This window comes from Nonomuraea turcica (assembly GCF_030718205.1).
Classification (GTDB): Bacteria; Actinomycetota; Actinomycetes; order Streptosporangiales; family Streptosporangiaceae; genus Nonomuraea.
Map to the genome: position 1 here is coordinate 32,685 of NZ_JAUZQF010000021.1, position 13,446 is coordinate 46,130.

Annotated in this window: 15 protein-coding genes; 3 read left to right on the forward strand and 12 right to left on the reverse strand. The window is 70.9% G+C overall.

Annotated elements, in window-relative coordinates:
- Positions 1–8: 8 nt before the first annotated feature.
- Genes Q9G87_RS42385 through Q9G87_RS42410 form a run of 6 tightly spaced genes read right to left on the reverse strand, consistent with a single transcriptional unit; the run spans position 9 to position 4,919 of the window.
- The gene (locus Q9G87_RS42385) at positions 9–1,424 is read right to left on the reverse strand and encodes an RNA polymerase sigma factor (protein WP_305922266.1); all 1,416 of its coding nucleotides are present in this window, start codon (positions 1,422–1,424) and stop codon (positions 9–11) included.
- A gap of 15 nt (positions 1,425–1,439) precedes the next feature.
- Positions 1,440–2,609, reverse strand: coding sequence for an FAD-dependent oxidoreductase (locus Q9G87_RS42390; RefSeq protein ID WP_305922267.1), 1,170 nt, complete (start codon positions 2,607–2,609; stop codon positions 1,440–1,442).
- Positions 2,606–3,358: a maleate cis-trans isomerase family protein gene (locus tag Q9G87_RS42395; protein WP_305922268.1), complete on the reverse strand. Its 753-nt coding sequence runs from the start codon at positions 3,356–3,358 to the stop codon at positions 2,606–2,608. The genes Q9G87_RS42390 and Q9G87_RS42395 overlap by 4 nt, the downstream gene beginning before the upstream one ends.
- 23 nt (positions 3,359–3,381) lie before the next feature.
- Entirely contained in the window at positions 3,382–3,570 is a 189-nt protein-coding gene (locus tag Q9G87_RS42400) for a hypothetical protein (RefSeq protein ID WP_305922269.1), read from the reverse strand.
- A gap of 12 nt (positions 3,571–3,582) precedes the next feature.
- Positions 3,583–4,215, reverse strand: a complete 633-nt coding sequence (locus Q9G87_RS42405; RefSeq protein ID WP_305922270.1) for a hypothetical protein — start codon at positions 4,213–4,215, stop codon at positions 3,583–3,585.
- Positions 4,212–4,919, reverse strand: coding sequence for a hypothetical protein (locus Q9G87_RS42410; RefSeq protein ID WP_305922271.1), 708 nt, complete (start codon positions 4,917–4,919; stop codon positions 4,212–4,214). The genes Q9G87_RS42405 and Q9G87_RS42410 overlap by 4 nt, the downstream gene beginning before the upstream one ends.
- A 220-nt stretch (positions 4,920–5,139) precedes the next feature.
- Between Q9G87_RS42410 and Q9G87_RS42415 the strand changes: the two genes are divergently transcribed.
- Positions 5,140–6,396, forward strand: coding sequence for a Scr1 family TA system antitoxin-like transcriptional regulator (locus Q9G87_RS42415; RefSeq protein WP_305922272.1), 1,257 nt, complete (start codon positions 5,140–5,142; stop codon positions 6,394–6,396).
- Positions 6,397–6,618: 222 nt separating this feature from the next.
- Positions 6,619–7,425: an SAM-dependent methyltransferase gene (locus Q9G87_RS42420; protein ID WP_305922273.1), complete on the forward strand. Its 807-nt coding sequence runs from the start codon at positions 6,619–6,621 to the stop codon at positions 7,423–7,425.
- A 6-nt stretch (positions 7,426–7,431) separates the two neighbouring features.
- On the opposite strand, the gene Q9G87_RS42425 is transcribed toward Q9G87_RS42420, so the two are convergent.
- The 5 genes from Q9G87_RS42425 to Q9G87_RS42445 all read right to left on the reverse strand — a co-directional run bounded on the left by Q9G87_RS42425 (position 7,432) and on the right by Q9G87_RS42445 (position 11,355).
- Positions 7,432–8,097, reverse strand: a complete 666-nt coding sequence (locus tag Q9G87_RS42425; RefSeq protein ID WP_305922274.1) for an MFS transporter — start codon at positions 8,095–8,097, stop codon at positions 7,432–7,434.
- Positions 8,010–8,432 carry an MFS transporter gene (locus Q9G87_RS42430; protein WP_305922275.1) on the reverse strand — a complete coding sequence of 141 codons (423 nt, stop codon included), beginning with the start codon at positions 8,430–8,432 and terminating at the stop codon, positions 8,010–8,012. The genes Q9G87_RS42425 and Q9G87_RS42430 overlap by 88 nt, the downstream gene beginning before the upstream one ends.
- Positions 8,433–8,572: 140 nt before the next feature.
- Entirely contained in the window at positions 8,573–8,992 is a 420-nt protein-coding gene (locus tag Q9G87_RS42435; RefSeq protein ID WP_305922276.1) for a hypothetical protein, read from the reverse strand.
- Positions 8,989–10,506: a hypothetical protein gene (locus Q9G87_RS42440; RefSeq protein WP_305922277.1), complete on the reverse strand. Its 1,518-nt coding sequence runs from the start codon at positions 10,504–10,506 to the stop codon at positions 8,989–8,991. The genes Q9G87_RS42435 and Q9G87_RS42440 overlap by 4 nt, the downstream gene beginning before the upstream one ends.
- 30 nt (positions 10,507–10,536) lie before the next feature.
- Positions 10,537–11,355, reverse strand: a complete 819-nt coding sequence (locus Q9G87_RS42445) for a DUF4253 domain-containing protein (protein WP_305922278.1) — start codon at positions 11,353–11,355, stop codon at positions 10,537–10,539.
- Positions 11,356–11,463: 108 nt separating this feature from the next.
- Here Q9G87_RS42445 and Q9G87_RS42450 point away from each other — a divergent pair, with 108 nt between their 5' ends.
- Positions 11,464–12,042, forward strand: a complete 579-nt coding sequence (locus Q9G87_RS42450; protein WP_305922279.1) for an HAD family hydrolase — start codon at positions 11,464–11,466, stop codon at positions 12,040–12,042.
- A gap of 136 nt (positions 12,043–12,178) precedes the next feature.
- Here the strand turns inward: Q9G87_RS42450 and Q9G87_RS42455 are convergent, their stop codons facing one another.
- Positions 12,179–13,333 carry a TIGR03118 family protein gene (locus Q9G87_RS42455; protein WP_305922280.1) on the reverse strand — a complete coding sequence of 385 codons (1,155 nt, stop codon included), beginning with the start codon at positions 13,331–13,333 and terminating at the stop codon, positions 12,179–12,181.
- Between the last annotated feature and the right edge of the window lie 113 nt (positions 13,334–13,446).

Consider the following 13,446-nt stretch of genomic DNA (forward strand, 5'->3'; position numbering starts at 1 on the left):
GGGGCCCCTTACCGCCAGTTGCTCCAGCGCACGCTCGTCAGGCCAGACTCCACGGCGGTGGTGACCTGGGGCACCCCCTGAGCTCGGGGGTCCTCGAGCAGCACGCTCGTCTGGGAGGCGGCCCTGGTGATGATGGCCGGGTGCTCGCGGGCGTTCAGCATCGCCCACACCAGCCCGGCCGCCAGCAGGCCGACGCCCAGGATCAGCGCGAGCCTGGCCACCGCCCTGATGGGCGCCCCGGCCTCGGGGTCGTCGTCGCCGGAGCGGTCGCGCCAGTATTCCTGCCACTGCCGGCTCTGGAGATCGGCCAGCTCGTCGCTCAGGGTGATCCCGCCGTACCGGATGATCTCGCCCTCGGGCTTGTGGAACCCGTTGCTCTCGCCCTTCAGCGCGGCGCTGTAGACCAGCTTGTCGCCGTTGACACCGCCGCGGAAGGCCCGCGTGCGGCTGGGCGGCGTGAACGGGTGCCGGCCGCGCACGGGGGGTGCGGCGGGTTGCTCCTGGTCGGCGGCAGCCGCGCCCGCCGCCGACCAGGGCTCTCCCGGAGTCGCCGTCGTGGGGTCGGCGACCGGGACGTGCGGGGTGGAGCCGGGAACCGGGACGTGTGGCGTGGAGCCGGGGACCGGTGGGACCGCCGCTGCGCCCGTCTGCATGGTGCCGGGCTCCTTGGGACCGGTCTCCACCAGCGTGCGGGCCTGCACAGCAAAGCCGTCCGCCCGCCAGACAGGCCCCTCGCCAGGCAGCGGCTGGGCCGAGGCCAGCCGGTTTGGAAGCGTGCCGGGCAACGTCGTGATCGGCAGCCGGCGCAGGAGCGCGCCCGCCGTCATGGTCCTGGGCGCGGCCCGGCAGGTCGCGCAGGACTGGATGTGGCGGCCGATCCTGGCCCTGGCCCGCCGCCCGGGCGCCGCGACCCACTCCGCCATCCGCGCCGTCAGATCCGGGCAGCCGCCACTGCCTCGGGCAGCCATGATCGCGGCGAACCACCCCTCGAGGCCGGCCGCGGCCTGCGTCACGACGGCCCGTACCTCGGCCGCGCCGAGCTCGAAGATCACGGCCAGCTCGGCGTCGGACAGGCCGTGCCGCACCGACAGGTCGAGCAGCTCCCGCTGCGGGCGGTCCAGGGACAGCAGGGCCTCGGGCAGCAACTCCGACATGCGTCCTGGGCGTGACCAGGAGCCGATGCTCGCGGGCTTGGCCACGATCGCGCGGTGTGCCCTGGCCACCCCGTACAACCAGGGCCGGCGCAGGGCCGGGTCCATGACGCGGTCGGCGTACAGGTGCGCCGTCAGCAGCGCGCCGGCGACGGCCTGCTCGGCGTCGCCCGCGGCGAGCTCGGTGCGGCAGTAGTCATAGAGCCGGGCTCCATGTTTGTCGCACAGGTCGCGAATGGCCTGGCGAGCGTCGTCCGACAGGGTTCGCCACATCCGGCGCACCTCCTCTCACGTCTTCCCCGGCACCGTCATGTCCAGGAGGGATGCCTGCGCCAGATAGGCCCGGGTCGCGTCGGGGTCGCCGGCGATCGCCCGCAACCCCGCCATGGCCGCGGCCAGCCTGGCGCTGTCGTGCTCGCGCACGCCTGCCAGCCGCGTCTCCCCGCGGGGCACCACCCGCTGCATCAGCACCGAGCGCCGCCGCCAGGCCCACGCCTCCAGCGCCGCGGGCGGGGCGAAGCCGCCCAGCACCGCCGCGATCACCTGGCCGACCTCGGCCGCGTCGTGGATTCCCGCGTTCATGTTCAGGCCCCCGACGGTGGAGGTCAGGTGCGCGGCGTCGCCGACGAACATGACCCGCCCGCACCGGTACGAGGTCAGCACGCCCCTCGACAGGCCGAACCGGTCCGCACCCGTCACGTGGATCGGCCCACTGGCCCCCGGCAGGGACCGGCGCACCAGCAGCGACAGGTTCGCCGGGGACAGCGGCTCGTGCGAGTCGACGGGGATCTTGAAGATGATCCGCCAGTGGTCCGGCAGTGCGAGCAGCGTGCACGACTGCTGCACGTCCCGCACGTACGTCAATGGCGCCAAGCTGGGCAGCAGCCGGTCCAGCGGCGAGTCGGTGAACACCCGCAACGCCTGCGTCGGGTACCCGGACCTGGGGAACGGCAGCCCCAGGGACCCGCGCACCGTGCTGTGGGCGCCGTCGGCGGCGATCATGTACCGGGCCCGCGCCCAGGTGTGGCCGACGCGGACCCGGATCCCTGTGCCGCCTTCCGCCACACCGTCCACGCGGGTGCCGAACCGCACGTCGACGCCGGGGTAGACGTTGAGCGCCGCCAGCAGCAGCGGCGTGAGCGCGGTCTGGTCGGCGTGGATCCTGAACGGATGCCTGGTCAGCCCGTCCAGCCGGTTCATGCCCATCTCGGCCAGCACGATCCCCGACCGGTCCCGCCACTGCACCCGGTCGACCACGCGACCCTTGGCGACGAGCTGCGCGGCCACGCCGAGCTCGTCGAGCAGGTCCAAGGTGGCCGGATGGAAGGTGCAGGCCCGCGGCTGCCGGATCGGCTCGCTCTCGCGTTCCAGGACGGTGACCGGGATCCCAGCCCTGGCCAGGGAGAGCGCCGCGGTCAGCCCCGCCGGCCCCGCTCCCACCACGATGACGCCGTTCATGCCGGCCGCCTCCCCTGCGCCGCCATCGGGCGGCGGTAAGGCACGCGGCCGAGCTTCACGTGCTGCCCGACGGCGTGGGACAGGGCCCACCAGGCCGTGCAGAGGTTGGAGGTGAGCAGCAGCCGGTCGTTGCCGGCGCTGAGCGGGCCGAGCACGGGCAGCGTGGCCATGCCGGTGCCGGTGAACAGCAGCACCGCGTCTCCCGGCACCTCGGCCAGCTCGACCTGGTTGATCAGCTCGGCCGGGGTGACCGCGTACGAGGAGTAGCCGTCCTTGGCCCGTACCTGGACCACCCGGGTGACGTTCAGGCCGGCGGTCTTCCAGAACCGCTCGGCCAGCTCGGTCAGCCACGGCTGGTACGGCGACACCAGCACGATGTCGCCCACCACGACGTGATCCAGCGCCTCACGCGTGGCCAGCGTGGCCGAGGCGAACGGCACCCCGGCCATGGCGCTCAGCTCGGCGCACTGATCGCGGTCCGCATCGGGGCCGAGCAGATAGCGAGGTTCGCTGCAGGCCATGACCATGGCGCTGAGCGGCAGGCCGTCGAACGCGGAGACCATGAGGGGCAGGTCGTCGTTGTAACCCTCCAGCCGTTCGGCCAGGGGCAGCCTGCGCCGTACGGGAAGGCGGGCGACGTGCATGTCGGCCCGCGACCCGAGCAGGCGGGTCAGCTCTGGCTCCGCCGACGGGTTCGCGGGCGCGACGATCACGCCCACCCGGCCGCGGCGCGCCGAACCGGTGCGCATAGGGGTGTCCTCCAGAGGGGGTGTCAGGAGGCGCGGTGCCGCAGCGCCTGGTCGATCTCGGTGATGGCCTGGACGGACACTTGGCGGATGCGGCGCAGCCGATGCACGGTACGCGCTGATGTCTGCTCGTCCCGGTCCTGCGGCGCGCCGGCCCGGGCACCGCGCGTGGGGACTTCGTGTGGTTGTGACCTGTGCATCTCGTCGGCGAGCATCTTCGCTCCTGTCTATCGCGGGTTGACGACTCGGGAGTCGCTTGCGGATCGTCCGCACTGCCCGGCGAGGAGCCGGCCGGACATCGCCGGCTCCTCTTCCGCCGCGCGTTGAGATCGATGACCGGTCTCACGGCCCGACGCCCCGGCGACCCGCACCAGCGCCGTGGCGGCGAGCAGAACGGCGGCCGGGAAGGCCACCAGCACAGCGGCGTGCACAGGCGCCGGCCCCTTCAGGAGCCGGCCGATCAGCACCGTGGCGCCTGTCACGCCGATCGCCCCACCTAGCACCACCCCTGTGCCGATGGCTCCGATCGTGGAGGCGCGCCGAGCCGGCGGCACGCCTCCACCCAGGGCATAAAGCCGGCCCCAGGCGCTACCCCTCGAGTTGGCCAGCACGCCAGCCGCTACCGCGCTGGCCAACAGCACCGCACCGACTAGGTCGGGCACGTGCCGCACGGTGCCGGGGGGGCGGGGAAGCGCCGGGGCCAGCGCCAAGGGCGCCGCCGCCAGTCCCGCGCAGGGGACGAGCAGACCGCGCCGGCCATGGTCAGCCGGCGGCGGCGCGTACATCATCGCGGCACCCTGAACCGGCCTCGGCGGCCGTGCCGCCGAGGCCGAGTGCTCGCGAAGGAGGGTCGGCGTCATGGCGCCGTTCCCGCGCTCATGGCCATGTTGGGCACGCTGACGCAGACCATGCGCTCCGTCAGCCCGGCTCGTGGTCCGCTCGCGCGTGACCTGGCCGGCACCGCACCGCCAGCGACCGTCCGCGCGACCTTCGACGCGAGCGCGAGATGCGCGCCGCAGCAGCGGCCCACCTTGGCCTCCAGGCCGGCCACCTGGGCCAGCCTGAGCCTCAGCGGCTCCAGTGACGACCTGCGTTCGAGGCCGTCGAGGTCGGCCAGCCGGGCAGGCCAGCGCAACGCGTCGCCGCAGCGGGCTTCCACCTCGGCCGGGAGCTCCTCCACCGGGAACCCCTGATGACGCAGCCGGGTGGCGATCATGACGGCCATGAACGCCGTCTTGTCGAAATGGGCCAGCCGTCCCGCGAGGGCCGCGCTCAGCATCCTGGCGCGATGGCTCAGGCACACCGAGCTCCACCCGAGCAACAGCAGCCGATCCGGGCCCGTCTCCGTGTGCCAGCCGGCCAGCCGCAACTCGCGGGCCATCCGGTGGTAGAAGCGCCAACGGTGACGGGGGCTCTCCAGCCAGACCTGGACTCCGCCCAGCGGCAGGCTCGCGACGTGCACATCCGGCCCGATCACCGGACCGGCCACGCGGGAGCAGATGCGCTGGACCACTTGCTCCTGCCCGGGGACCGGATCGCTGAGGAACCAGGAATCCATGGTCATGTCCGGCCACCTCCTCGACGGGAACTCTCCAGAACCGCCTTGCTGTTAAGCCTCAGTTACCACACGCTCCGATAGTCCGCTTCTCCATGGGACTATGTCAACTGACAGTTTCCGCATAAGTTGATACCTGCCCGCGTGGCAGAGCTTGCCCGCATGGCAGGGGACAGTGGGGCTCGCGTCCCTTACGCTGGAAAAGTTCACGGGCAGTAGGAGGTGTGCCGTGGCGAACTTCGCCGAGCGGCTCGATCTCGCGCTGACCAAGCGCGGCTTCACCGGCGCGCAGGTCGCCTCCGCCCTGACGGAGGCAGGCATCCCCATCACCCGTGCCTACGTCAGCCAGTTGCGCACCGGCAAGCAGACCAACCCGACGCTCCAAGTGCTCCGCGCGCTGGCCTCCTGCCTGCAGGTGAGCGTCGGCTGGCTGGTCGGCGACGACCACCTGGAGTCGGGCGCCGTTGAGGACCTGCAGCTGCGAGCGGCGACCATCGGATTGTCCGCCTCCGGCCTGTCGGAGAGCTCCCTGGCCGTCCTGCGCGGTGTGGTCGAGCTCGCCCGCAAGGCCGAGGGCTTGCCCGACGAGCCCGAGCCCACCGCCGACATCCCCGACGCCGCCACGCCGCTGAGCGGACCGCAGCGCCGGGCGCTCGGCCGCCGGCTGCACGGCCTGCGCCTGTCCGCGCAGCTGTCGGAGGAGCAGGTCGAGACCGCGATCGGCAAGGGCGCGGCGGCCATCCCCGCCGTCGAGGAAGGCCGCATCGCCCCCTCGCCGATCACCGTGGAGCGCCTGCTCACCCTCTACGGCATCGCCTCGCCGCCCATCCGCGAATACGTGTTGTCGCTGGCCAGGGGCGAACGCGAGGCCGCCTGGTACGACGCGCAGTCCATCCCGGTGTGGCTGGCCACCACCTACGCGCTGGAGCAGCGGGCCACGCTCATCCGCACCTTCCACACCCAGTTCGTCCCTCCGCTGCTGCAGACCGAGGACTACGCCAGGGCCGCGATCATCGCGGCCGGACCCGCGACTTTGGGACAGCCGACGGTCGAGGAGGCGCTGGCCCTCGTGCTGGCCCGGCAGGAGGCCGTGGCCAGGGACACCGGGGTCGTGGTGTGGGCGGTGATCGACGAGAGCGTGCTGATGCGCTCGATCGTCGGCGGGCACGTGCAGCTACGGCAGCTGGAGGTGTTGCTGGAGCACGCCAAGCGGCCCAACGTCTCGCTGCACGTGGTGCCGATGGAAGACCCGGCATACGTGCCGCGCACCGGCCCGTTCACGCTCTGGCGCTTCGCCGAGGCGTTCGAGCCCGACATCGCGTGCAGGCACGGCATCGAGGGCGACGAGCTGGTCACCGACACCGGCGCGGTGGAGGCCTACCATCAGGCGTTCACGAGGTTGTCGGTGACGACGACCACGCGCGAGGAGACCGTCGAGGTCTTGAATTGCCACCGCGAAAGGCTCTCGCGTTCACTCGGAAAGTGATCTCTTTCCCTCGTAAATGATCGTTATGCGCGAACGCCGGTGACGCACCTATACCCAAAACTAATGGCTTTTCGTGTTGTGTTCTCGTGAGTAGCGAGGATCATATGGTCTGGGTCATCGAGTGGGGTCCGCAAGGATCAGCTTTTCCCGAGATAGTGGGCGAGGGGAAAGGGGCAACACTCAATGCGTCAGCGTGCCATCCGAAACCTGGCGAAGCTGGAGATGACCCAAGCAAGTGTCACCCGGATTCTCGACGCCGCGGCGGGTGGAAAGAACAACTTCGTAGCGGACAGAGAGGTGATGCGCCGCTACGATCAGGCCGCCCCCATCACGACGACGGCCGCACGGGCCGTGCTCCAATATCTCTGCCGTGTGGTCCGTCACCTGGCGACCGAGGGTGTGGATCAGTTCGTGATCGTCGGCAGTGGCGTCCCCAGCGGCCTGCCCGCGGGCGGGCAGCTGCATGACGTGGCCCGTGACGCCCTGGGCGCCTCCGTGCCCCGGGTGGTCCCGCGAGTCGTTTATGTGGAGAGCGACCCCATGGTGCTGGCCGGGGCGCGGGCGACCATCGAGCCCGTCACCGACCTCGTACGCGTTGTAGAGGGCGACGTGCGCGAGATCGACGACGTTCTCGACGACAGGGTCGTCCAGACGTTCCTGGAGTGGGACCGGCCCATGGCGGTGCTGCTGCTGTCGGCCCACAGCCTCAACGACGACGAGTATTTCCATTACGTGATCAAGCGGATCAGGCAGGCGGTGCCGGAAGGAAGCTACCTGTCATTACTGCAGACCACGTTCGACGCCATTCCCCCGGAGTTGTTGCCGGCCATTCACGACCTGCTGGCGATGACGCTGCCCGGGCAGGCGATTCGCACCCGGGAGGAGGTTGAGGCGTTGCTCGAGGGTCTGGTGCTGGTGGATCCGGGATTGGTGTGGGTCCCGGAATGGCAGCCGAACGGCCACGACACCGCATGCCTTGAAGACCCGGGCTCGTCCGGCAATTACGGCGCCGTGGCCTGCATTCCGTGAACCGGATCAGGTCGCTGCAGGGGGCCCGGCCGGCTCTCCGGCCGGGCTCTGCGCCGGCTCGACGCCGAACGCCAGCACCGCCGGCACGGCCAGCACGAGGGGCACCGCCCCCAGCAACGCGGTCGTGCCGATGGAGGGCGCTGCGGCGCCTGCGGCCAGCACGCCGGTGACGGCCACGCCGCCGAACTTGCCGACGCCCGCGGACACCGCCGAGCCGCGCGAGCGGACCCGGGTCGGGTAGATCTCCGAGCTGTAGGCGGCCAGCACCGCCGCGATCGCCGCCGTTCCCACGATCGGGCCGGCCAGCACCACGTACAGCCAGGTGCGGTCCTGCGCCAGGGTCTCGCCCGAGAACGACAGCACCAGCAGGGCCGCGCCGACCAGCGCCGAGAGCGTGATGATCGTCTTCTTGGCGCTCCACATGCCGTACATCGCGGCCGAGATGAAGATCAGCGGCAGGCCGAGCAGCGTCGAGTCGCGCAGCGCGCGGCCGGCGGTCTGCTGGTCGAGGCCGAGGCGCTGCAGGTTCGACGGGATCCACAACTGGAAGCCGTAGGTGACCAGGCCGATGCTCAGTCCGAGGATCACCACGGCCACCGTGAGGCCGGTGAACGGGCGGCGGAACAGCCGCGAGTAGCCGCCGTCGTGGTCGTCCGCGAACAGGAAGCGCAAATCAGCACCATCACCCAGCCCTTGTGCCGGGGCGGGATCGTCTCGGCCAGCAGCGAGAACGTGATCGGCAACATGCCGCCCGCGCCGAGTCCCATGGCCAGGCACATGGCCAGGTTCCACTCGAAGTCCGGCATGACGCCGCAGATGGCGGTCCCGATAAACAGCACGCCGGCGAACAGGATCGACGGCTTGCGGCCGATCTTGTCGCCCATCCACCCCCACAGCAGGGAGCCGAGCACGGTCCCGGTGAGGCCGGCCAGCGGCAGCAGCGCGACAGGCAGCTCGCCGCCCGGGTTGAGCGCGGACTTCAGCCGCGCGTCGTCCAGCGCGCGCACCCGCACCTCACCCGCCGGCTTGGCCTTGAACGCGCCCGGCGGGACCAGCCACGACCCACGCCACCGTGGCCAGCGTGCCCAGCCAGAAGTACAGCGGCCTGGCTAACGCGACGCCGCCCATGAGGTCCCCCTTCGATCGATCACACCAAGCGACCCCCCCGAAGCCGCCACTTGACGAACAGCACCCGCATGGGCCCGTTCACGAACAGCCACTGGCCCAGCCAGACGAACGCGAACATCACCGCGAACGCCCACCAGGACACCGGCCCCTGGACGCCCGGGACCAGCCCGCCGTCCAGCAGCATCCACATGACCAGCCCCTCCGGCACGGCCGTGAGCAGGCCGAACATCGTCGGCCAGTCCTTGTCCCAGCGGAACTGCATGAGCAGGTGGTAGAGCAGCTCCCAGCCGACCCCGGTGACGGCGACGGCCAGCAGCACGAGATAGGCCTCTGGGAAGGACATCGGCAGCAACGGCGTGATCAGCGCGGTCAGCACCGCGCCCACCGTGGCCAGCACGAACAGGCGGGTCTGCACCCGCCCGGCCAGTGTGGGGATCAAGCGAGCCTCCTGTTCGCCGCCCACTTCACCCACTGGGACACCGATCTGAGCGGGCCGAGCCCCTCGCAGAACCCGCGCCTGGCCAGGTCGTCGGCGATGTCGAGGGCGGCGGTCTGCAGGCCGAGGAAGCTGTCCACGGTCAGGAAATGGTTGCCGGCGGTGACCGCGCCCGAGGCGTAGAGCGCGCCGTGACCGCTTTCCGCGCCGAGCACCTCGAAGTTCCGGCCCACGGTCAGCCGCCCCGCCTTGTTGGGCTGCGCGCCGCCGTGCTTGAGCAGGTCGTCGAGCACCCGGTGCTCGGGCATGTCGGCCTCGAGCCCGGTGCAGTCGATGATGAAGTCGGAGACGTACTGCATGCCCGCCGAGTTCGCGCTGCGCGTGTAGGTGACCAGGCGGCCGTCGGGCTGCTGGTCGATGCGGTCGACCACGCCTTGGACGGGGTGATACCAGCGGCCCTGCCTGGCGCGGTGCATCTGGTCCTGCCAGCGGGCGAGCTTGGGGGTGGTGGTGCCGGCGACCAGCGCGGCCAGCTGGGCCCGCCGCTCGGGGGACGCCTTGCGGAACTGGGCCTTCAGCTGCCCGCCGAACGCCGACTTCGGCATGGTGAACGCCTGGTAGGCCCACCCGTCGCCGCCCTTGCGCCGCATGAACACATGCGGCCCGTGCGGCCCGGTGACGTAGGTGCGGAGGAGGTGGACGATCTGCGTCCCCAGGTTGTAGCGCTCCCTGTCGTCCATAAGCCGCTGCAGCACGCGCGAGGCCACGATCCCGGCGCCGCGCACGACCACCACGCCGGGCCGCTTCCGCAGCCGGTCATAGACGTGCTCGTGCGGCTCGTAGGCGTTGACGACGCGATAGCGCTCTTCCTGCCGCTGCCGGAACTCCTGCAGGTCGTCCAGGAACTTCAACCCCGGATAGCCGACGGCCAGGTGCACGTAATGGGAGCGCAGCGCCACCCTCTTCGTCTGCGCGGTGCCCGACGGCGGCGTCAGCACGGTGAAATAGCCGCCGCCCAGCCGCTTCCTGACCATGCGTACCTGGCCCTTGGCCAGCATCTCCCAGTAGCCGATGCGGTCGGCCTCACGCCGCACGCTCGCTATGACCATCCCGGCCTTCGGCGCGTAGAAGTCGGCCAGGACCGGCTCGGTGAGGACCTGGAGCAACGGCTTGACCGAGCGCTCTGTCCACGCCTCCTGCACCGCGTACGACGGAAAGCCCCAGACGTTGTCGGGCCGCGCGCCCGCGTCGGATCGGATGCGCTCGTGGGCCGGCAACTGCGAGACGCGGGTGAGGTATTCCCAGGTCTGCCAGGGCGCGTCGCTGGTCGACAACACCCGCATGGCCGCCGCCGCCACACCGCGGATGCGCAGCACGTCCACCAGCGTGAACGAGCCCAGCCCACCGCCTACGGACACCAGCGGCATGTCATAGACGGGGATGCCCGCCGCCTCCACCAGCCCGTCGGCCCAGACGGAGGAGTGGAGTAACTCCGGCGTCAGATCTCCCCAGGACACGAAAGCTAAAGGTAGCGTAAAACACGATATTCAGTCCCACCAGAAGGACCAGGCGTGTCCGCGGATGATCTGCTCGGCGTAGCCCTGGAGATCGCCGGGTCCCTGGACGACGTTGTCGGGGCAGAACGCCCAGTGCTCGGCCGCCACGTGTAACGCGTGCTCGAGGTCGACCGGCGGCGCAGCCACGCTCATTTCCAGTGTGTTGAACCCGACGCACACCACGCGCGCCCCGAACCTGTCCTCCCAGCTGCGCACCACGGCGGCCATCGGCACCATCCACTCGTTGTGGTGCAGCGCGCCCTGCCAGCCCATGACCGCCAGCGCGTCGGCGCCCCTGGCGGCCGCGACCAGGCCGAGCGGCATGCCTCTGGCGGCCAGCTCGCCCGCGTACCAGTCGGCGACCGCCGCAGGGTCGGCCTTCGGCACGCCGGGTGGCGCGAGGCCCGGGCAGATCGCGCCGTACGGCTCCAGCTCGGCCAGCGCGTCCTGCGGCATCCGCGCCACCCACTCCTGCCACACCTCGGTCATGAAACCCTCGGCGGTGAAGTGGTCGATCTGGCGTGGATCGTCCGGCACGACCTGCCCGACCGCCCAGGGCTGCGCCGACTCGTCCAGCAGCACCGGCCACAACCCGCTGTGCGGATGCCACTCCCGCAGGCGCGCCCAGTCCGCGCCGCCGACCGGCTCAGCGCTCATCCAGAACGCCGGCCTGGGCGCCTCGCCCTGCCGCGCATACCCGGGATCGGGCCAGACCACGTCGCCCGCGGGCAGGGCGGCGGGAAGCACGCGGTCCCTGCCGCCGTCGGGGAACAGCTGGCACAGCTCACGTGGCAGCCGCTGATCGTTCATGCCCTACCGTTCCGATACCGAATCCTGTCTCGGAGATGGTAGTGCGGCCGATCGCCCCGGCACCGTCAGCAGTACACGAAACATTGGGTGCTGCGAGAATGTGGGGCTGTGATCCCCTTTGCCGCGGTTCTGACTGACCTCGATGGCGTGCTGCGCCACTTCGACCACGCCGTCCAGGCCGACATCGAGGCTCGCTACGGACTGCCTCTCATGAAAACCGCTTTCGACCCCGAGCTGATCCTGCCTCCCACCCTAGGCCAGGCCACCGAGGCGCAGTGGGCGGAGGCGATCGTCGCCGCCCTCGGCGGGGACGATCGCGCACGTCAGGCCGTCGCCGAGTTCATGGAGGTGCCGTTCTGGGTGGACGAGCAGGTCAAGGAACTGCTGGCCAGGGCCCAGCAGCACGTGCCCGTGATCATTGTGACGAACGCCATGGACACGGTGGAGGAGCACCTCGACCGGCTGGGGCTCACCTACTTCGCCGACGACCTGGTCAGCAGCGCCAGGGTCGGCGTGGCCAAGCCGGACCGGCGGATCTACGAGATCGCCGCGGAGCGCGCCGGGGTTCCCGCCGAGCGCTGCCTGTTCGTCGACGACCGGCTCCCGAACGTGGAGGCGGCCAGGGCGCTCGGCATGACCGGCGTCCACTACCGGACGATTCAGGACCTGGCGGCGGTGCTGGGCTGACGTGATGCGCACGTGGTTGTTTCCGGCGCGGCTCGCGCCAACCGCGCCGGAAACGTCGGGTGGACCGCCGCCCCCGGCCTGCTGTCGGCGAGCTGCGCTCCTCGCCTGGCCGGGGGCGGCGGCGCGAGAGCGCCGGTCAGTACCCGCCGTACGGATTGTTCTGGGAGGGCGGCTGAGTAGCTGGGGCGCTCGACTTGTGGCCGGCCGGGTGCGTCGGCGAGGCCGACGGGCTGGCTCCGGTTCCCGTCCCGGTGGACGTAGGCTTCGTGCCCTGCGGGGCGATGACGCCGATCAGGCCGTGCTTGGTGCCGTCGATGCCGGCGGAGAACCACAGGGACTTCTCGCCGCCGGTGGCCGCGGTGCCCGGCTCCAGGTCCCACAGGCCCGGCAGCACGATCGGCTTGCCGCTGGAGTCGCGCAACGAGCCCAGGTGCCGGCCCTGCTTGTACGCGTGCACGGTGCCGTCGCCGAAGTTGCCGACCAGCAGCGAGCCGGCGTACGGGCCCCAGCCCTGCGGCGCGGCCGTCAGGCCCCAGGGGGCGTTGAGCCCGGTGCGGGAGATGCGGCCGGTCAGGCGGCCGGAGGCGTTGAAGCGGCTGACGAAGCCCTTGCCCCTGCCGAAGACCGGCTTGCCGGTGGCCGGGTCACGCAGCGCGTAGGACACCCAGATGTTGCCGTTGGCCACCGCGACGTTGTACGGGTGGTAGCCGTCGGGGAGATCCCCGTCCTGGAACTGCCAGCGGGCCAGGCGGATGCGCCGGAAGTCCTCGTCGAAGGCGTGGATGCGGCCGCCGGCGAAGTCGGGGGCCAGCAGGAATGCCTCGTCCTCGGTCTGGACGAGCTCCAGGCCCTTGTAGTCGGCCCCGCGGGTGAACGCCGCTATGATCGCGTTCTTCGGGTCGACCTCGGCGTTCCATCCGGTGATGGCGCCGCTCGGGCTGGAGAAGATGAATGTGGCGGGCTTGCCCTTCACGGTGAAGCCCTCGCCGGGGTTGAACACCTGGCCGGTGGGGGCTCCGCCGGGGATCCACACCTCGGTCTGCTCCTTCTTGCCGGTGCCGGAGTAGACGGTGGCGGTGCCGGTGCCCGTGTTGGAGACCCACAGAGTCTTGCCCATGGCCAGGCCCCACGGGTTGACGACCTTGGGGTCGGTGACCTGGGCTTTGCCCTGAACGTCCGACACAAGGTTGATGACGTCGAAACGAGTCCTGGTGGTGGCGTGTGCGGGAGTGGTGAGAGTCGCTCCCAAGACGACCGCAACAGCGCAGAGTGTGATGATGCGTGGCCGCATCCGTTGCCTCCTAGTTAGCGCTTGTGACGCGAGATACGCGGAGGGCGGGAGGCCGGTTCAGCCGGGTGTCGGAAATATCGGTACACGAGTTTCCCTGCGTCATGCGGGGGAGA